Here is a 19,417-nt window from a genome sequence, read left to right as displayed (position 1 = left end):
CCCCATCATGTTGTATCGGATCATTGCCCATCATTCGTTAGCGGGCGTTGCTCTGGATGCCAATCTTTTCCGAACCATCACGCATAGAAATATAAACGGAATGTAGGCGTATATGAAATAGAGACCAACATTGGCGTACATCTTGGAAACCCATTCAACCGTTCTGTGATCGATGATGAAATAGCTTGAAACGGTAATGGCGGCGAGAAAAACAATCAAGCTAATCCGCGGTCTAAAGTGAAAGGCGAGCTTCATACCCCGGCATGCCGCCCATATAAAAATGGAAATGCCGGCAATAATCTTGATAAACCATAGCGATACAGCCATATACTCCAGCCTTTGGAGCAGCGGAACTTCAAAGATGCCTATCATATTGAGCGTTGGCCAAATGGTATGCAGCAGCTGTTCCTCGGTGAAAAACATAAAGGCCAGAATCAGGATCATTAAGTACAATAAGGTAACCAGGATCATGATCAAATGCGCCCATTTTTGCGACTTTTCCGGCGTCTTCACAAACGGATAGATAAATAGGAGCGTCTCAAACCCCAGGTACTCGAATCCCATATCTTTGGAGGAGAGCAGAATATCCGTAGCCGAATGATTGAACAGCGGAAGCAGGTTCATCGGATGCAAATACGGAAAGGTAAGCGATACCTGCGGGACTATAGAAAGGCATGAAATCATCGTCGCCCAAACCGCGATTCCCGTAACGGACCGGAGACCTCCCGAGACCGCATAGTATACGATCAAAAGAATAACGATACTGACGGGTAGAAAGTTCATGCTGGGAAACAACCAAACTTGAATCATTTCGACATAAACTTTAAATTTCACAAATGCCCCAAGAACAAAATAGAGCACAATAGCCAGGTTGATCAGGTTCCCCAGCCATTTTCCGAAGAGCTTATGATTAATGGCCACGATATCACGCGAGTCCTCGATGGATGATAAGATTTTGTAAAGCATCCATAGGAGGAGGTGCATGCTAAGCCCCGTTATTATTAGGGAGACCCATGAATTATAACCGGCGTGCTCCATTACTCTTCTTTGGTAAGTCAGTATTCCAACTCCCACCATGCCCACATAAAGGGGAAAAATAATTAAGTAGGGAGATATTGTATACTGTTCGCTGGTTACCTGGCTCAATCTGTTGTCACCTCCCAAAGAGAATGGCTTTACGTCCTACCCGCTAGCGCCGGTCCGGATAATGCGCGCTTTCACGACTACCGTCGTTGTTAATTCCTTATAATGCTTATCAAATTGCCGTGAATCCCAATTCTTCGAACGGCTTCTTATCAGGTCTCCCAAGCCCAGCGGATCCACTTCGTTGCTCTTGCATAAGGAGATCAAATTCTGTATTTCCTTCACGCAGTAGTCCTCAATGCTTTTTTCAAGCAAGGCAAGCTCATCCTCCGAAGTAAGATCAATCCATTGAGGAACATCCTTAACTTGGGCTTTAAGATTCACGTGAATAGCAATGGAGGCCGGATAACCGGCACGGATCACCTTATAGGTTGGTTTGGATTTGATGCTGTTCATCAGGAAATACTCCTGGCGGGTTTGATTCCCGCCTGCCACGGGAACCATGATGCTCCCGTTCAAGGAGTCTTCCAGCAGCAATTTCAGCAAGAAGGAATCTGTAACGCCAATTTTGACTTTATATTTATCGCCTTTAAACAAGGCTAAGCCGTCAAGTTTGATTTCATCTCGTTCAATGGTGAAATGCGGCAAAAAGAAATCCCTTCCGCTGCCATAATAATTAAAAAACGTCGAGTGAAGATTCATCCTCGGCAAATTCCCAAACTTCATATTCTGTTCCAGCAAATCGGACAAAAAATAGGGATCGCGCTTATTCTCGGCAATGTTAAGCATCTCCAAGGCATCTCTATCCGCAACGCCTATATGCGCTCTCGCGGAAATTTTGGGATCACGGATCAAACTTTCGATTGCCGTCGCTATCCCTCTGCGCGCGAAGCTGTCTCCGAATAACGCCATCCTCAGCTGCCCGTATTCGATCGGGAAGTCCAGCTTCATGTTAAGCTTGGGCATGGTGTCATAGACGGACTTGGATTCCGTCACGTAAAATTCCAGCTTCAACTTTCCTTGTTCTTCGTAGTTGGCTATAACCGCGCTGCTGGTAACCCCGTTCTTGGCGGCATCGTAGCCTATGGTTTGGACAAATTTAATGCTGTTTACAACGTTGGTATCGCCGCATGCCGCAAGCAGCATGCATAACGCGACAATCAGGAGGGTCCTGCTTCTCAACTCCATCATTCCTGCTTTCTTCCATCATTCTCGATCAAGATCGTTCCTTCTCTTTACCTTCCCGGGCTTGTACTTCACGGTAGATTCCGTTCTTAAATAGCCCGGCCGCTTGTTAATGAACTGATACGACGGACGTATAAAGCTGTCTCTGAGGTCCCTAACTCTCAAAGGGTGAATAGGCACGAGATACGGCATGCCTAATGAGGTCAGACGGGAAAGGTGGACAAGCAGAAATCCGATCCCGATAAACATTCCGAGCGCTCCCCAAATCGATGAGGCAAAAATCATCGGGAACCGCAGAAATCGAATCGCATTAGACATCTTATAGATTGGCGTCGCAAACGAAGCCAGCGCCGAGAAGGCTACGATAATGACCAGAATATTGCTTGTCAGGCCTGCCAGAACCGTCGCTTGACCAATAACGATACCGCCTACGATGCCCAAGGTCTGGCCAATCTTTGTTGGAAGCCTGGCTCCCGCCTCCCGGAGAAATTCAATCGTAATCTCCAGAAAAAGCACTTCAAGGAGCGGCGGAAACGGTACGTTTCTTCTCGAGAATATCAACGGCTCGAGTAAATCCCTCGGAATAACCTCGTAATGAAAAGTAGTAACGGCGATATACATGGAGGTTGCAAATAACGAAAAAATAACGCCAAAAATACGAATCATTCTGAAAAAGGAGCCCAAAACCCAAGGCAGATAGTAGTCTTCCGGCGAAAGGAAGAAATCGAACAAGGTTGAAGGGCCCGTAATGGAATAAGGCGATCCGTCGCTAATAACCGCAACTTGGCCGGTGATCAGCGCGTATACAACCCGGTCCCGGCGTTCCGTCGATAAAAATAATGGAAACGGTGTCAGGGAGTTGTCCGAGATAAGCTGGTCTAATTGGGATGTATCAAAAATGACGTCATAGTCGATTCGCTCCAGCCTTTGCTGTACCGTCTGGACGTATTTCTTATTGGTCACGTCATCTATATAAACGATGGCCACTCTTGTTTTCGAGGTCGTGCCGACTATTATCTCTTTGACAACCAAGGTCGGGATATTGATCTGTGAGCGCAACAAGCCGATGTTGATGTCGAGATCCTCTACAAGTCCTACCTTCGGACCAACAACGCTGAATTCGTTCTCCGTATCGTTGTTTTTCCGCAAGCCCTCTATACTTCCCAAATGGATCAACGCATATCTGCCGGCATCCTGATCAAGAGAAGCAATTGCGCAGCCTCTCAATAGCTTGGCTTGAATGCGGTCAACCTGATCCGTGATTTCTATATCCTCAATCGGAATCCAGGTTTTTAAATCCTCAAGCTGCTTGAAATCTGAATCCAGCGCGCGATCTTGCAAGGAGAGAATGACATTCGACTGAAGCAGCCTTTCGTCAATCATGGTTTTAAAATAGGAGATACTCAACTGTTTGTCCCCAACAGCGGGTTGAATCGTCTGAAAATCGCTGGACTGCTTCAATTGCTGCAGCAATTGCACAATTTCCTTAGGGTCTGTTTTTTTATTGACCGTCATGTGTCGTTTCCTCGAATCGGCATTTTAGTTAACCGTATCTTTCGCTATTGGCCTCCCAATTATTCTCAGCGGAAGATTAAAGCGCGGCGTTTGGGCAACAAAAAACTCCTTGATGATCAAGGAGTTTCGCTCGTTCTATAGTTTATAGTCCTCCGTATAAAATTCCGAAACAAAACGGTAAAACAATTGCTCCGTCGGAAGCAGCTTGCGCTCTGCCGGGCAGATGATTCCGATGCTTCGAGTTACGGCCGGATCTGCCAAAGGAACTTTTACGGTCGATTGCGGAATGCTCTCAACCAAGGTGACTTCCGGCATCAGGGCGATTCCAAGTCCCGCCGACACCAGCCCTTTGAGCGCATCAATATCATCCCCTTCAAAGGCAATATGGGGCGTGAAGCCTATTTCACTGCAAGCCTTTAATACAATTTCCCGGAAAATAGTTCCTTCGGGGAGGGTGACAAAGGATTCATTCCTAATCTCCGACAGCTGTATGCTAGGCCGGTTGGCAAGCGGATGATGAACGGGCAAAAGCGACACAATCTGTTCTTTAAACAGCAGCTTTTGCTTGATATGTTTATCTTCGCTTGGCAGCGGGGCAATCATCGCCAGATTGTATTCGCCGTTCATCACCCCGTCAACCAGATCATGATAGAGGGCTTGCCTCATCTGAAATTTGGCCTCCGGATACCGCTTGCGGAAAGCATAGATGGCTTTGGGCAGTACATGCGCGGCCAGGCTGATCGGAAAGGCAATCCGAACGACCCCTTTTTCCGGATCCAAATATTCCTTCACTTCTCTTTCGGCCTCGTTCATCATGTTCAGCATCTGCTCGACGCGCTGCAGAAGGATCTTGCCTATCGGAGTGAGCTTGACTCTCCGTCCCTTGCGAATAAACAAATCCACCCCTAATTCGCTTTCCAATTGCGCCAGCTGCCGGCTGACAGAGGATTGTGCAACATGCAGGACGTTGGCGGCTTCTGTCACATGCTCTCTCTTCGCAACTTCCACAAAATATCGCATTTGTCTAATTTCCACAGTAAATCCCCTATCCCTCATGCGCAAAACGCATCAACTTTATCTTATCTGAATATTGTTGCGATTAATTATTTGATATTAATATTAAACTACTAATTTAAAAAGTGAAATAACTATTGTCATTCATCCAAAATAAGGAGTGTTGTTATCATGAGTCTCGTACAGGAAGTTGAACAAACGCACACGCAAGGCGCGCATAACTACATCGATCAGTTATTTGAAGTCGTTCAGCAGCGCAATCCCGGTGAAACCGAATTCCATCAAGCTGTAAAAGAAGTCTTCCTCTCCTTAATTCCCGTGCTCGCCAAAAATCCGAAATATATCGAGCATGCCGTACTGGACCGGTTGGTCGAGCCTGACCGGATCATTTCGTTCCGGGTTCCGTGGACAGATGACAAGGGCAAGGTAAGAGTAAACCGCGGCTTCCGCGTTCAATTCAATAATGCGATCGGCCCTTATAAAGGCGGCTTGCGCTTCCATCCTTCCGTTAATGCCAGCATCATCAAATTCCTCGGGTTTGAGCAAATCTTCAAAAACTCGTTGACCGGGCAGTCTATCGGCGGCGGCAAAGGCGGCGCTGATTTCGATCCAAAAGGTAAATCGGATTTGGAGATTATGCGTTTCTGCCAAAGCTTTATGACTGAATTGAGCAAGCATATCGGACCGGATACAGACGTGCCGGCAGGCGATATCGGCGTTGGCGCAAGAGAAATCGGCTTTATGTTCGGCCAATACAAAAAGCTGGTCGGCGCGTACGAAGCCGGCGTTTTGACAGGTAAAGGACTCGGTTACGGGGGCAGCCTCGGCCGCAAAGAAGCAACGGGTTACGGAGCTGTCTACTTTGTTGAAGAAATGCTGAAGAGTGCGGGACGAGGCTTTAATGGCAGCACGGTGGTTGTATCGGGCTCCGGCAACGTATCCATATACGCGATGGAAAAAGCGATTCAGCTTGGCGCTAAGGTTGTAGCGTGCAGCGACTCCGGCGGTTACATCTATCACGAAGCCGGCATTAACCTCGATACCATTAAACGATTAAAAGAAGTCGAGAACCGCAGATGCAAGGATTATGTCGTTGAGCACCCTGATGCGATCTATGTAGAAGGCTGTTCCGGCATCTGGACGGTTGCCTGCGATATCGCTCTTCCTTGCGCAACGCAAAACGAAATCGACAAAGCATCCGCCGAGCTGCTTGTTCGCAATGGCGTTAAAGCGGTTGGCGAAGGTGCCAACATGCCTTCCACACTGGATGCGATTGATGTCTTCCTCGATAACAAGGTGCTGTTTGCTCCGGCAAAAGCGGCTAACGCGGGCGGCGTGTCCGTATCCGCTTTGGAAATGGCTCAAAACAGCGCAAGATTGTCCTGGACGCTCGAGGAAGTTGACGCCAAGCTGCAGCTGATCATGCACAGCATCTACAGCGAAAGCGTGAAGGCTTCCGAGGCGTACGGCGTTCCCGGCAACCTGGTAATCGGCGCGAACATCGCCGGCTTTGTCAAGGTCGCTGATGCGATGATCGCACAGGGCATTTAAGACTAAAGGGATAATAATCAGCAAAACCTCTTCTCCGTATAACGGAAGAAGAGGTTTTTTATTTGGGGGACAGCCTATACCACTGTATTGTTTCTGAGTCCATTTCCTTGCCACAACAACGACTTGTCGATACTGATGCGACGGATCTTTTCCCTGCGCGTCTCGTCCGAATCCGTAAAGAAGAAAGCATCGACGGCGATGCTGAGCAACGCCTCCTTAGCTGCCTGGGAAGCATTAGACTCGTTCTGGATAAGGTAATAACAAATCTGATAACAATAGGTCTCATATCGCCGCAAGATAGAGATCTTGATCTGCCAGTCCATAGAGAAACGTTCTCCCTTCTCCTCCTGTACCATCTAAACAATAGGATAAGAAAAACTATTTAATAATACCTAGGGAAAACATTAAGTTTTTCTTAAAAGGGAGAACGTTCGTCCAATGGTTCAGAGATTAGCCTTCAATAATCCGCGTTACAAACCAATAGAGTCCGATTATGGCGACAAACGAGGAGGCCGCGTAATTCGCGTACTTGTAAGCTTTGAAGCGGCCGACCCAAATGAGCAGCGGAAGCAACACGGCCAGAACCGCCAATTGACCGACTTCGACGCCAACGTTAAAGGAGAACAAGGTCAACAGGAATCGGTCGCTCATTGCGCCGCGCAGCACCTCGGCGAACCCGAAGCCATGGATCAGGCCAAAGCCCATGGCAATGATCCAGCGGCGCTTCACCTTTTTGAGCCAAATATTCTCGACCGCCACATAAGCGATGCTTAGCGCAATTACGGGCTCAACGAATGCGGGAGGCAGATTTACAAGCTCAAGGGCCGAAAGCGCGATCGTCAAGCTGTGCCCGATCGTAAACGCCGTCAGCACCTTCACGTAATCCCGTTTGCGCTGCTTCGCGATGACAAGTGCGGCAATAAAGAGCAGATGATCGATTCCGCTCAAGATATGCTCAAAGCCAATCCGCATATACTCCCACATCGACATGAGCCAGTTCGGTACTTCAACCGTCGTACTGGACGCATCCGCGGCCGATGCCCCAAGCTTCTCGGTCACCGTCTTGTTGCTGCTGTTAAATACGATATCCTTGGAGGAATCCGCTTCTCGGATTGTCGCGAAGTTCTGATGTGCCGGATCGGTATCGAAGAAAAAGTTATAATCGATCCTATACTCGGAAGCACCGCTTGGGAGCTCATAGGTAAGCTTCATGAACAAGCATAAGCCGTTGTTTCTATCCTTGGCGGCAATATCGCTGATCTTCGGCTCCAGAGCTTCGTCGCCAGCCTTCAGCACAAGCGATTCCGCAATAAGCGGGCGCAAATCCTCTTCCGTCCACGACACTTCCCCTTCAGCCGGCGAAGATTTACCGGGATCGATAATGAACACTCCGCCGGAGCGCATATCCATCCACTGGGATACTTCCGTAATATCCAAATACAAATCGTATTCAATCTGCCCGCCATTCACGTTAATGTCCGAATAGCCGTAGGTGTTCATATGCGCGTACGCATGCGGAACAATGCCAAACAGGAACAGACAGACGGCCAATAGCGCAGTCGCCTTTTTCATAAATGGAACAAACCTCCTTGGACTAGCGTAAACGGTTGCGCCGGCCTTAGGAGGAGCAGCATACGTTTCGCGATTGAAATATAAGCCCCGTATCGAGAAAAATTATACTTCCTTATATTTAGGTAAAACCCGAGCCGGAGCAAAGGAGACTAGAGTCCCTATGCGCCGGCTCGGCGATAGCTGCCGGTTATTTCAATTGTTCCAATATTTCGTAGATGACCTTAGCGCTTTCCAGACGGGTTGCATTCGCTTGCGGAGCGAATTGCCCGTTCTCGCGGCCCGTCATGATGCCTAGCGCGTTCGCTTTCTCGATCGCTTCTTGTGCCCATGCGCTGATCTTGCCGGCATCCTTGAACGAAACCTCGCCGGAGTCCGGAATAGAAGTGCCTTCCTTGTACTCGAGAGCGCGAATGATCAGGACCGCCATTTCCTCGCGGCTGATTCGTTTGTCCGGCTCGAAGCGGTCGGCGGTAATGCCTGTCACGATTCCCGCCTGTACGGCCGCGGCTACGGCATCCGCATACCAGCTTCCCGCTTTAACGTCCTTGAACTTGGAAGCCGTCGGAGCGGAGCCGGCAAGACCAAGAGCTCTAGCGAGCAGGGTCACGAATTCCGCGCGCGTCGTTGGCTGATTTGCTCCGAATTTAACCTCGCTGATGCCATTTACGATGCCTCGGAACGAAAGCTCCTGTACGTAATCGTACGCCCAGTTGGTTGAAGACACGTCCGAATAAGGCTTGTTGTATGCCAAGACGATATACTTGCCGGGTTGATTAACCGAAGCCGTAAAGCTGCCGTTTGCGTACTCGCCGCCAATCCAGACGGCCTTGCCGCTCTCGTCGATACGGTAAATGCCCGCGAGCTTGACGTTGTCGATCGCATCAGCCTTCAGCTCGATCTTGATCTGGCTTGGCAGCGCGCCAATATCCGTAAGCTTGCCGGATTTATCGCGCAAGCCAAATGAAAGCTGCAAAGTAGCGCCTTTTGCTTCCATCACTGCTTTCCGTTCCGCTCCCGCCGCATTTTCTGCTTGATCGACCAATGTCTGAGCGATTTCATTCAGTTGAACAACCAATTGGCCTCCGTCGCCCAGCTTTCCGCCTAGAGACTTCAGAACCTCGGACGGGATGGTTACGATACCGTTGTTGCCCGTTTCGATTCTGACTTCGCGGCTGCCAATCTTGGCAAGCGTATCGCCGCTAAGCGCGATCCCTTTCTTGCCTGCGTCAGGCTTTAATGTAACCTCTCCCGTTGCTGGAATCGCATTCGGGGAAATAACCGTAACATCAGGGTTAGGATCAGGACTCGACGGAGGAGTCGGATTGGTTGGACTTGTCGGCGGTACGGTTGAGCTGCCGGTAGAGAAGCTCCAAATATCCGAAGCTGCGCTGTCCCCGTTCCTATCCGTCGCAATCGCATACCAATTGTAAATCGTGTTGCCCGAGCGATTCGGCCAGCTTGCGGCAGCCGCTCCTCCGCTTGCCACATTAGCTTGGCTGCCAATCTCCTTGCTGCCATAGACGTTCACTCCGACAAAATCAGTGGCAACCTGCTTGCTCGGATCTTGCGTCTTGTATGGCAGCAGGAAGTCGTCTTTGCCCTCTTCCTCGAAGAAATTGCTGTCGTTCATATAAGCCGAGTAAGTTGTCACGTGGATTTGGTTAGCGGCCAGATTGAACTCCAGGAATCTCATGTAGCCTTGCCCGCCTTGCGGTCCGGATTGATAATCCGCCAGCATCTCGATAACGACGCGGTCGCTGTTTTCGACATGCTTGACGTTATAGGCAACGCCATGCAAGTGTCCGCAGAGCACCATCTTGACATTGTCATTCTTCGCCACGATTTCGTTCCAGATCATCTCGCCTTGCCCGGAATAAGCACCGGTTGGCGAAATATACTCGTGGGTACCGATGATAACATAGCGATCCGGGTACTTCTTGAGCACCTCGTTTGCCCATTCCACCGTGTTGTCCTGGATATTCCAGCCCAGGTACATGATCAGGAAATCTTGTCCCTTCACCGAGATCAAGTCATAGTGGTCGCGGTTGTTGTTCAGATCATCGCCGTAATATGGCTGGTCTTCGAAACGCTCGCGGCCGAAATACTTCCAATATTCCGTGTAATTGGATTCATCATGATTGACGTCATGGTTGCCCGTCACGACGCCATATGGAACACCGGCATCCTCGAGGCGCTTCATGCTGTCGCTTGCAACCTTCCACTCGTCCGGGCGGTTGAAGTCGTCGACCAAATCGCCGGTATGAATGAGATAGGAGATCTTCTTCTCGTCCTTCATATCCGCCACGTATTTCATCTCTTTGTCGTAAATCTCCGGATAAGAGTCGGAGTAATATTGCGTGTCGCTCGCCCATGCGAAGCTGAAGTCTACTCCGTCTTCGGCTGTCGGAACGAGATCCTGTACAAGCACGTGAATCGTGTTGTCTTTGACCATGTCCTGAACGCTGACCGTCGCCTTCAGCTCGAAGTCTTCAGCTCCAACGCCCGATGCGGCTCTTACCCACTTGCTCGTGTTGTAGTTCCACGTATATAACGTGACTTGGCGGTCCGGCAGCGAATGTCCTGTCCAGACCACTTCAACGTTCGCGATATCGACTGGCTCTTGATCAAGCTTGAAGTCGTAGCGCTGATACGGGAACAAGCCGTCCGCGTTTGTTACGAAATAAGTGCCGTCAACGGCCTTCACCTGATTGACCGCTTCTGCAGTAATCGCCGTTTCGCCGGCCGGGCTCAGCTCGAGCGGAGGCTCACGGTCCGTCGAATTGGAGAAGCCTTCGATATCGCTGCGATTGCTGTAGTTGTAACGGAATGCCTCGCGGAAGCTGACATCCATCGCATCCCCGTTCGGGTCGCTGACTTTCACGCTGAGCTGCGCGTTTTGACTAACGTTTGTTGCGTTATCCTTTGGCGTTGGCTCAAAGGACTTGCTTGGTATTTCGTTGCCCACGCTGAACGTTGCCGCGCGAACCGCTTCATTGCCGGCATTGTCCTTGACCGTAACGCGGAAGATATGCTCGCCTGTTGAAAGCCCGGAAGCTTTCACTTGGGAAGGCAGTGTCACGGCTTTGCCGTCAAGCGTTGCCGTAGTCGTGCCAATACCGGAGGTCGCATCCGTTGCTTTGATGTTCAGCGTAATATTGCCGCTGTACGTTTCGCCGTCCTTGACCGAGAACTCCTCGAACACCGGGATAGTGTTGTCGACGATCGCCGATACGCTCGCTTTTGTTCCCGCTTCGGCGTCGGATACCTCAAACAGATGCTCGCCGTCCGAGAGTGTCTTTGTATCGATTGTTGCGGCTTTGCCGTAGAACATCGATTCAGGCAGGTTGACGGTCAATTCGAGATATTCGAAGTAGCCGGAGCTGTCGCCGACCTTTTGCCGTTTTGCCGGATCAACGACCGTGTATTGGTCTTTGTCGAGCACCTTGCCTCTTGCCGTAATGGCTGCTTGCTCGCCGCTCCCGAGTAAAAACTTAATGTTCTCGATCCTATAATCATCGTTATTGCCTTCCTTGCCAAGCGGATCAAGCTTGTTGCCCGCCGTTACGAGCAGCACGTTGCTGCCCGGCTTCAGCAGACTCTTCGGCACCGTTGCGACGTGAGGCGCCAAATAGGATACGTTAGGGAACGTCGAGACCAGCTGCCCGTTTACGTACAAGCCGTCGTTAAAGCTCTTCTCCATATTGTCGGCGTTAAACGTCAGATAAGCATTGTCACTTAACGCTTTCTCACCGGCAAGCGTCTGGCTGTCCGCTTTCAAATCGAGCGCTCGTCCCGCTTCGAGGGCATTGCCTTGAATGCGGGCATTGCCTTTCAGGAAGCTGTTAGGAGCAACATCGAGCCAAAGCCCGCTCTTTGGTTCAAACGTTACTTTATATAAGGCGGTACCGCCGTCTGTCGAACGGGCAACGTTCTGTCCGTCCGCCGCTTCGATGAAATATTCGATTGCGCCAGCTCCGAGCATTTTATCCGCGGCTATCGCAGTGCTGTATTCATTTGGATTCGTTAACGAACGAAGCAGGTTAACTTCCTGGTAAGCGGAATCGCCCGTTCTTTTGAACAGGAGTGTTGCCCGGTCTACTTTAACGTCGTCCGTAATATTGGCCGTAATAGTCAAGCTGCCGAAAGGCTGGCTGCCTGATGGCGCTTCATGGGAAATCACCGGCTTTGCGGTATCCTCCGGAATTTCGATGGACAACGCAGGTACCTGTCCTTCGACAATCGCTCCCGGCGTAGCCGTTTGTCCCGCGGAACGCTCGAACATCCGGTTCAGGAATTGCGGGTTCGGATCGCCTTTCGGATATTCATACACAACGCTTTTCCCGTCGTCATTCACTTCGTCCTTGGCAACATTATACCAAGCCTGGGAAATAGCGCCTCCCCAATGGCCCACCCAATCCGCCGCATCCGGCGCAATCAAGATCCGTCCCTCGGCGGTATTATCCATCCCGATCGAATAAAGAGACGTCAATTGAGAGGTGGTCAGATTCACGGCTGAACCCGTCACCGAGCTCCAATGCGCATTAAAGTCTGCCAGCGACTTGTCGAGGCTCAAATCGGACTTGACCCAAATAATCGCCGCTTGCTCGGAAGGCAGAACAAAGTCCTCCGTCAAATCCCACCTAATCGTAGCGCCATGGGAAAATTCGTAGTAGATCGTATAGTCCTTCAGATTAACGCTGCGGTTCGCGTTGTTGTACACTTCGATATATTCGTACATGTCGCTGCCCTTGTCATCCGGCACGAGCTCCGTGATGAGAAGCGAAGGCGCGTCATCCGATACCGAGTGGAACACCTTGATTTTATAAGGATCGCCGGAGAAAGGATTCTTTCTCGCATGGACGCCATCCGTTGCCTCGATATAGTAATAGAGGAACTCGGATTCCTTGCCGATTGCTTCCTTGGGAATAACCGCGCTATAACGGTCTTCTGTCCCCGCGTTCATATTGACGGAGGTATAGTCCGCATCTTTATCCGTCTTGAAGTAAAGCTTCGCTCCTTGAATAGAGCCTGCCGCACTCGTAATGACGGCGGAGATCGGAAGATCCTTCTCCAAAGTAGAACCCGCTGCCAGCGCATGCTCGATATGAGGCGAGAGCTGATCGGCAACCAGGGAACCCGGAGTCGGGGCAACCTTGCTTCCTACCTTCTCCATTTGCTTTGTTGTTTGCCCGTCCACCTTGTAGATGACGGAAGTATTATTCAAGTCATCGCAATTGGTCGCCGCTTCGGCCGGACAACCGTCATTGTATTTGGCGGATACGATCGTGTCGACCGCGTCGCCCGTCTTCTTCACGATCGATACCGTATGTTCGTTTGCGTTGATGAGATTGCCGGACGGATGGTCAAAAGAGACTATGTCACTGTCGGTAAGCGACACATTATAGGCACCGTTAAACTTGTCCAGCGAGCCGTTTTGCTCATCGCCGTAATAAGCCCGCACAACCATCGTCTTGTTCGGCTGAATCGTCTTGTTGTCTCTGAATGTCCACTGATACGCCAATGCAGAGCCGTTAAAATAATGGATTTGGTAGTCCTGCAGCGCAATCGGCTCGTGGCTGTTGTTGTAAATCTCGAAGTATTCCCAAGCGTTTACGTCGCCGCTGCCGATATTGGGAGTGTTAAACACGATTTCCGAAATGAGCAGAACGGGAGGCTGCCCAGGCTCGGGTTCTTCGGGCTGTTCCGGCTGCGCGATCTGCAGCTCGTAGAAGCTGTCTGCCGCAGACGGGCTCCTTGTCGTGCCGGCCGAATTAGAAGCTTCGATATAGTAATTCACCTTGCCGGTTCCCTGCATCGCGTTTTCCGGAATAACGCCCGTAATCGCGCTTTCACCATCCTTGAAGCTGATAGGGACCGAGGTATAAGCGGATTCTTCCGCTTTTTTATAATAGAGCTTGGCGGACAGCAGAGTCCCGTCGCTGACCACATCAGCCGTCACGGAATAATTTTGCGGCTCAATCGGCGTCGCCTGCGGAGTATGAGTTAACACGGGAGGCACCGTCGCCGGAACATCCGTATCCACAACCGGCTGACCTGCGATTAAGCTTCCCGGCGTTGGCGCTTGCTTAGATGCAAGCTTCGTCATGGCGGTTGCTCCCGTCAGCGGATTATAGGCGAATACGATGCTCTTGCCATTGCTGTCGTCAATGTTGTTAGAAGAGTTGATCAACGGCGCTCCGGACGCGTCAACGTCGTTATATCTCGCGGAGACAACCGTTTCTTTATTCGAAGAACGTTTCACGGATACCGTCTGCGTGCCCGTGTTTGGAAGATTGCCTCCGCTGGACTGGTCCATATAGGCGACTTGGGATTCGGGCAGTTCGGTATGGTAGACCGAGTTGAACGAGGCAAGCGTGTTATGGTCGGCTGCTGTCGCCTGATCGGAAGCGTTGCTTTGTCCTTTTACAACCATGGTCTGATGAGGCTCAAGCACGCGGCCCGCTTCCATTAGATACTCGTAATGAGCACCGCCGTTATAGCTGTCGCGAGTAATCACGTAGTCATTAAGAGAGAGAGCAGAATCGCTGTTATTGTACAGCTCGACATATTCCCATGCGTTATCGTCAGTACCGCTCCCGCCCGGAGGCGTATAGTTTGGAGAATTTGCCACGATTTCCGTAATGAGCAACTCCGGTTCAAGTGGTACCGCCTCCGCGTTAGCCGTTCCGGATGCGCCAATCGGCAATCCCGTTACGACAAGCGCTACCGTCATCGTTCCCGCGATGAACCGCCTCCGCGCTTGTTTGAACAACCTGTTCATTCCTCACACACTCCGCTTCTATTAAGATTGCTGCTGCCTAATTCACAGACAGTTTAATCCAGCGGATGCGGAATGCCTATTCACATTTCATTGGATACCATACAGCTCTTTAGAAGATTAGCGGGATTCCCGGAAAGTCAGTAATTGCTGCATAGTTTCTTAAATCGGGTCTGTCTTTTATTTGACATTGCGATAACATTATCTTAATCCAAGCCTCACCTAATGGAATTAATATGAATAAATGGACAAATACAACTGGAAAGCGGGGTTCCTTTCATGAGAATGTCTATGCGGAAAGGGCCTTCCCACAGCTTTAAGAAGTTAGGTTCGAACTCAACCGAATTCTCTGCCCTGTCTCGCTTGGAATGCTTAAACCGGCTGAGAAATATTAACGGCATTCCCAGCGCAGACGGGAGCAATCGGCTGCCTGCCAACCGAAGCTGTCATGTTGTGCTCTTTCATTTCCGATTTCCAAAAGCAGCTTGCGTTAGCGATGAACAGCAGGTTCTCCTTCACAGCATCGCCGAATCGCTCCAGATTAGGATAAGCGAACGATTCAACGACACGGATATGTTCCAGATTGAGACCGATCGCGTTGTCACCATCTTCTATGGAGCTGATCGCGAGAAAATTGCCTCCTTTATGCATACGTTGAAACAGATGTTGATAGGGAAGAATAACCGCTGCTATATCACGATAGCAGTCGGTATGCAGACCGTTCGTTACAAAGAGCTTGGCTCCGCCTATCTGCAAGTGCAAGAGATGGCCAAGCAAGCGAACCTGACCGAGGAAATTCAAGTAGTCGACAAGCTGAAGACAGCTCCTCCCCTTTTATTAAGTCCTAAGCACGAGCAGGCTCTTGGCTCTTTTTTGCAATCGGCCAATGCCGAGGGTGCCCTGCAGTTGGTGTCCCAATTGATTGACCATTTTGCCAAAAGCGGCGCAACCATTCAAGCCTACCGGCACTTATCGATCCTTACGGCCGCCAAAGTGTGGGTTCATCTCGAACCCTTGCATCTGGAAGCCGAAGCCGTCGAGAAAATCTACTCCGTTATCAAGCAATTAGATGCATGCGGAACGGTCCAGGACTATTTGGATACGTTTACAGAGCTTCTTGAACAGGTTGCCGCCTTCACCAATGACGCTCAGAAGCAGCAAGAACCAATCGCGGGTCTTATTATGGATATTTTGCACACCCGCTTCTCTCAGGATCTGTCGCTTGCTTATTTGGCCCAATTGCTAAACATGTCCCCTGCGTATTTGTCCGTCTTTATTAAAGAAAAGACAGGGGCCAACTTTAGCGACCATCTGAACGAGATTCGCATCCGCAAGGCAAAGGAGCTGCTCGTTGTCTCCGAGCTGTCCATTCAAGACATCAGCATGCAGGTCGGATATGCCAACATCACATCCTTTAACCGGATGTTTAAGAAGCAGGTCGGTCTGTCGCCCGGAGAATACCGGAAGCAGCAAATTTCCGAGATTCATAAGGTAAATTAAACAGAAAAACAAGCTGACCCCATCGAAGCGCGGGAGTCAGCTTGGCCGCGGACCTTCATTTCGTTAAGGAACTGATTAAATGCGTTATCAAACTCCTAATCGGTTTCATTATAAGCCTGCCCTGGCGATTCCAACGTTTTGATATGCGTATTGCCTACGCTTGCGAAGGTTTTCCACCACCAGAAGCCATTCTTGGTTACACTCGCCATGCAGCCGGCCTCTCCCCCCCCCCCAAAAAGTCAGGTCCTCTGAACACCTCGTCATTGACAACCACGTCACCGTCTTCCATCTTATGAATTGAAGTTAGCCTACTGGGCAAATTTCACCAATTCCTCTTCCGCCCGTATGAACAAACGCATGATGGCATACATTTTTAATAATAGGCTGAAGAGTGATCTTGATAATCTCCCATGACAGAGCTTCATCCTCTATGTCATATTGAGTGACCATGCCAGCCTATAAAACTTGGTCAAGGTGTCCACGGTCCTGACTGACGCCCGTGACAATCTTCCAGCCAAGCCTGTTTGACTCGTATACGACCATGCTTTGCTTCCCGTTGATTTTTGCCCGATACCAGCCGCGTTTGGATTCGAACACTTTATCTAAATAACTGATTTGCTTGATGTTGTCTCCCGCCTGCTTGTCCGTCAAATCAGTCAATATTCTACCGTTCTCCTCAAATTCCAAAGGAATGGATAACTGATCAAACAACACCCGGTTCGTTACCTCCAGATGAACAATAATCTCCTTACGGATCTTTATGTAATGAAAAAGATGGAAGCGCATTCAAGCTCGGTCAAAATCATTTCATCCATTCTACTCTCCGCTGGATTTTCTGTCCATATGCCGATCATGCGAAGGGTATATACCGTATCTATAGCAAATCTAAAATATATTAATTACATGTATGATCGATTTTCGTATTATAGTGAAGGTATCAGAAAGACATTCATTTATGAAGGGAAGAATTATGATGGGATACGATTATAAAAAAGCTCACATTTTTTGGGATGACGTGATTGAATCTGTCGTGATTCGGTGGAATTCCTTTGCCGTTGGAGATGAGCTGCGCGAGCCTTTAGATAAATTGATTGAATTGGCTGTCTTGAAGAAGGCAAAGAAAGCTTTATTCGATAACAGTCATATCTTGGTCCTGGAAGAAGACATGAAATGGTTGTCCGAGGAATGGCTTCCGAGACTGCTGAATGCCGGCATTCAATACACGGCTACTGTTAATCCAACGATATCCGCAACAAACAGGGATTCAAATAGGGGAACCACCGAAGATACGGCAAGATTGAAGCATCATGAGTTCGAGGGCGTAAACCATGCAATCGTATGGTTATCCGAGATCGCTGCGTGAGAGACAAAAGGAGAGAGACAACATGTATTCACTACTAGGCACTGCTGTTGGCATTATCATAATTGGTATTTACGCTTATTTGAAAGATCGGATTAGCCATAACTGAGATAAATAAGAACCGCCCTCTTCGTTGATGAAGAGGGCGGTTTTATATAACCAAAAGGAGTGCATCTACTTCTGTTTGGCCCACTGTTTTAACTCTTTGAAGCCGATAAATCTCTTGTTGCTCTCATCCCATAGACGAAAGCGAATGGCTTGCAGACTGGAGGCAATCGTGATCGTCGTCACATTGTGCAGAGCCGGCGTCTTGTCATGAGCTTCTTCCAAGTAATAGTTCGGTACTCTTGGGCTCAAGTGATGAACATGGTGAAAACCGATATTTCCGGTCAGCCATTGCAGCAGCTTAGGCAGCTTGTAATACGAGCTTCCGTCTATCGCGGCCTTCACATAGTCCCAATTCTCTTCCTTCTCGAAATAGCTGTCTTCGAATTGGTGCTGCACGTAAAAGAGCCAGATACCGGCCGCGCCGGAGAGATAGAAGATCGGAAGCTGAATCAGCAGAAAGGCCTGCCATCCAACAGCCCAACAAACCAGGCCTGCCAATACCACAATACCCAAATTCGTTAAATACAAATTGATGCGTTCTTTGGCTTTGGCGTTTTTCCGGTTGAAGCGATTTTCGATAAGCATGGTATAGAAAGGTCCAAGCACGAACATAACGAAAGGATTTCTGTACAGCCTGTAACTCAAACGCTTCCAGAGGGAGGATTGCAAATATTCTTCCACCGTAAGGATCCAGACATCCCCCGTCCCCCTTTTATTCAGGTTGCTGCTTGTGGCATGGTGAATGGAGTGCGCATGCTTCCACTGATGATAAGGATGGAAAGTAAGAATGCCCGTAATCGTTCCGACTATTTCGTTTAATCTCTTGCTTTTGAATAAGGACTGATGACAGCAATCGTGAAAAAGGATGAATATCCGAATGACGAATCCGGCCGCAGCAACGGCAATTGCTAGTGTAAGCCAATAAGATACCGAGAGCGACAGAAAGGCAAAATACCAAAGCAGCACAAACGGCAGGATTGTATTTATGATTTGCATGATGCTTTTCCTTGCAAGCGATTTCTCGTAAGGAGCGATGTCTTGCTTCAATTGACGTACTGTTGGAGTAGGCATATTGTTTCCCTCTGTCCCTGTGGACTTCTATTTGTTGTGAGCGACTAATCCTTTATTCTTTTGACTCCAAAATAGTACATGCTGAGCGGCCACCACAGAATAGCAAAGACGGGGTAGATCGCCCATATGGTATCCGGCGAAGAAACCGCGTTTACAATGATAAAGAACACCGCCGCCAGTACGCTGGCTGATATGGAAAATCGATAATACTCCTTCTTTCGGGCATAATACAGAGCAAGCGGCCACCATAACACAACAAAGGCAGGGTAGATCGCCCAAGGATAACCGGATGACATAGCGGCATTTAAGATCGAATAGTACGCAATCGTACTAACGCTCGCGATAACGGCGAAGGTTAATGTCTTTGCCTTTGACCCGCTGTACGTCACAATTGGCCACCAGAGTACCGGAAATACGGCATAGAAGAACCACGGATACTCAGGGAATTGCATGTAATTAATCGTTAGCAGAAAGACGATGACGAGTAAGCCGCCGAGTATGGAATACAGCTTGTAGTAGCCTTTTCTTACGGAAGCCAAGCTGAGCGGCCAGAACAATAACACAAAGGCGGGGTATATAAACCAGATCTCGCTTGGCGACGTTAAGTAATTCACAATCATAAAGAACAAGATACTCATTAGACTGCCAACCGCCGCAAAACCAACTTGCTGCCTATCCAT

13 protein-coding genes are annotated in these 19,417 nt (G+C 49.4%); 3 read left to right on the top strand and 10 right to left on the bottom strand.

Annotation, left to right across the window (positions count from 1 at the left end):
- Positions 1 to 30: 30 nt before the first annotated feature.
- From M3194_RS05455 to M3194_RS05440, 4 genes are all read right to left on the bottom strand, one after another.
- Positions 31 to 1,146 (bottom strand): GerAB/ArcD/ProY family transporter, encoded by a 1,116-nt coding sequence (locus M3194_RS05455; RefSeq protein ID WP_285889150.1) that lies wholly within the window; start codon positions 1,144 to 1,146, stop codon positions 31 to 33.
- Positions 1,147 to 1,182: 36 nt separating this feature from the next.
- Complete coding sequence (locus M3194_RS05450) at positions 1,183 to 2,274, bottom strand: Ger(x)C family spore germination protein (RefSeq protein ID WP_251652263.1); 1,092 nt, start codon at positions 2,272 to 2,274, stop codon at positions 1,183 to 1,185.
- A gap of 15 nt (positions 2,275 to 2,289) precedes the next feature.
- Positions 2,290 to 3,783, bottom strand: coding sequence for a spore germination protein (locus M3194_RS05445; protein WP_251652261.1), 1,494 nt, complete (start codon positions 3,781 to 3,783; stop codon positions 2,290 to 2,292).
- A 135-nt stretch (positions 3,784 to 3,918) separates the two neighbouring features.
- Positions 3,919 to 4,818: a LysR family transcriptional regulator gene (locus M3194_RS05440; RefSeq protein WP_251652259.1), complete on the bottom strand. Its 900-nt coding sequence runs from the start codon at positions 4,816 to 4,818 to the stop codon at positions 3,919 to 3,921.
- Between the two features lie 150 nt (positions 4,819 to 4,968).
- On the opposite strand from M3194_RS05440, the gene gdhA reads away from it, so the two are divergent.
- Complete coding sequence (gene gdhA, locus M3194_RS05435; RefSeq protein ID WP_251652258.1) at positions 4,969 to 6,348, top strand: NADP-specific glutamate dehydrogenase; 1,380 nt, start codon at positions 4,969 to 4,971, stop codon at positions 6,346 to 6,348.
- A 74-nt stretch (positions 6,349 to 6,422) separates the two neighbouring features.
- On the opposite strand, the gene M3194_RS05430 is transcribed toward gdhA, so the two are convergent.
- The 3 genes from M3194_RS05430 to M3194_RS05420 form a co-directional block, all read right to left on the bottom strand.
- A complete protein-coding gene (locus M3194_RS05430; RefSeq protein ID WP_251652256.1) occupies positions 6,423 to 6,671 on the bottom strand; it encodes a hypothetical protein in 249 nt (82 codons plus the stop codon).
- 127 nt (positions 6,672 to 6,798) lie between these two features.
- A complete protein-coding gene (locus M3194_RS05425; RefSeq protein ID WP_251652254.1) occupies positions 6,799 to 7,920 on the bottom strand; it encodes a HupE/UreJ family protein in 1,122 nt (373 codons plus the stop codon).
- Between the two features lie 187 nt (positions 7,921 to 8,107).
- A complete protein-coding gene (locus M3194_RS05420) occupies positions 8,108 to 14,701 on the bottom strand; it encodes an S-layer homology domain-containing protein (RefSeq protein ID WP_251652252.1) in 6,594 nt (2,197 codons plus the stop codon).
- Positions 14,702 to 14,977: 276 nt separating this feature from the next.
- On the opposite strand from M3194_RS05420, the gene M3194_RS05415 reads away from it, so the two are divergent.
- A complete protein-coding gene (locus M3194_RS05415; protein ID WP_251652250.1) occupies positions 14,978 to 16,198 on the top strand; it encodes a helix-turn-helix domain-containing protein in 1,221 nt (406 codons plus the stop codon).
- Positions 16,199 to 16,654: 456 nt separating this feature from the next.
- Here M3194_RS05415 and M3194_RS05410 read toward each other — a convergent pair whose 3' ends face one another.
- Positions 16,655 to 16,858 (bottom strand): hypothetical protein, encoded by a 204-nt coding sequence (locus M3194_RS05410; RefSeq protein ID WP_251652248.1) that lies wholly within the window; start codon positions 16,856 to 16,858, stop codon positions 16,655 to 16,657.
- 310 nt (positions 16,859 to 17,168) lie between these two features.
- Between M3194_RS05410 and M3194_RS05405 the strand changes: the two genes are divergently transcribed.
- Positions 17,169 to 17,561, top strand: a complete 393-nt coding sequence (locus M3194_RS05405) for a hypothetical protein (RefSeq protein ID WP_251652246.1) — start codon at positions 17,169 to 17,171, stop codon at positions 17,559 to 17,561.
- Between the two features lie 171 nt (positions 17,562 to 17,732).
- Here M3194_RS05405 and desA read toward each other — a convergent pair whose 3' ends face one another.
- Positions 17,733 to 18,737: a Delta(5) desaturase DesA gene (gene desA, locus M3194_RS05400; protein WP_251652244.1), complete on the bottom strand. Its 1,005-nt coding sequence runs from the start codon at positions 18,735 to 18,737 to the stop codon at positions 17,733 to 17,735.
- Positions 18,738 to 18,781: 44 nt separating this feature from the next.
- Positions 18,782 to 19,417, bottom strand: a complete 636-nt coding sequence (locus M3194_RS05395) for a hypothetical protein (RefSeq protein WP_251652242.1) — start codon at positions 19,415 to 19,417, stop codon at positions 18,782 to 18,784.

Origin of the sequence: Paenibacillus glycanilyticus, from assembly GCF_023715145.1 — a bacterium.
Classification (GTDB): Bacteria; Bacillota; Bacilli; order Paenibacillales; family Paenibacillaceae; genus Pristimantibacillus; species Pristimantibacillus glycanilyticus_A.
The sequence above is the reverse complement of the archived record's forward strand: the minus strand, read 5'-3'. Positions and strand labels throughout refer to the sequence as shown.

Coding starts and splice junctions, on each gene's coding strand:
- M3194_RS05450 (WP_251652263.1), bottom strand. CDS start 2,274: ATGATGGAGTTGAGAAGCAGGACCCTCCTGATTGTCGCGTTATGCATG.
- M3194_RS05445 (WP_251652261.1), bottom strand. CDS start 3,783: ATGACGGTCAATAAAAAAACAGACCCTAAGGAAATTGTGCAATTGCTG.
- gdhA (WP_251652258.1), top strand. CDS start 4,969: ATGAGTCTCGTACAGGAAGTTGAACAAACGCACACGCAAGGCGCGCAT.
- M3194_RS05430 (WP_251652256.1), bottom strand. CDS start 6,671: ATGGACTGGCAGATCAAGATCTCTATCTTGCGGCGATATGAGACCTAT.
- M3194_RS05425 (WP_251652254.1), bottom strand. CDS start 7,920: ATGAAAAAGGCGACTGCGCTATTGGCCGTCTGTCTGTTCCTGTTTGGC.
- M3194_RS05420 (WP_251652252.1), bottom strand. CDS start 14,701: ATGAACAGGTTGTTCAAACAAGCGCGGAGGCGGTTCATCGCGGGAACG.
- M3194_RS05415 (WP_251652250.1), top strand. CDS start 14,978: ATGAGAATGTCTATGCGGAAAGGGCCTTCCCACAGCTTTAAGAAGTTA.
- M3194_RS05405 (WP_251652246.1), top strand. CDS start 17,169: ATGATGGGATACGATTATAAAAAAGCTCACATTTTTTGGGATGACGTG.
- desA (WP_251652244.1), bottom strand. CDS start 18,737: ATGCCTACTCCAACAGTACGTCAATTGAAGCAAGACATCGCTCCTTAC.
- M3194_RS05395 (WP_251652242.1), bottom strand. CDS start 19,417: ATGGATAGGCAGCAAGTTGGTTTTGCGGCGGTTGGCAGTCTAATGAGT.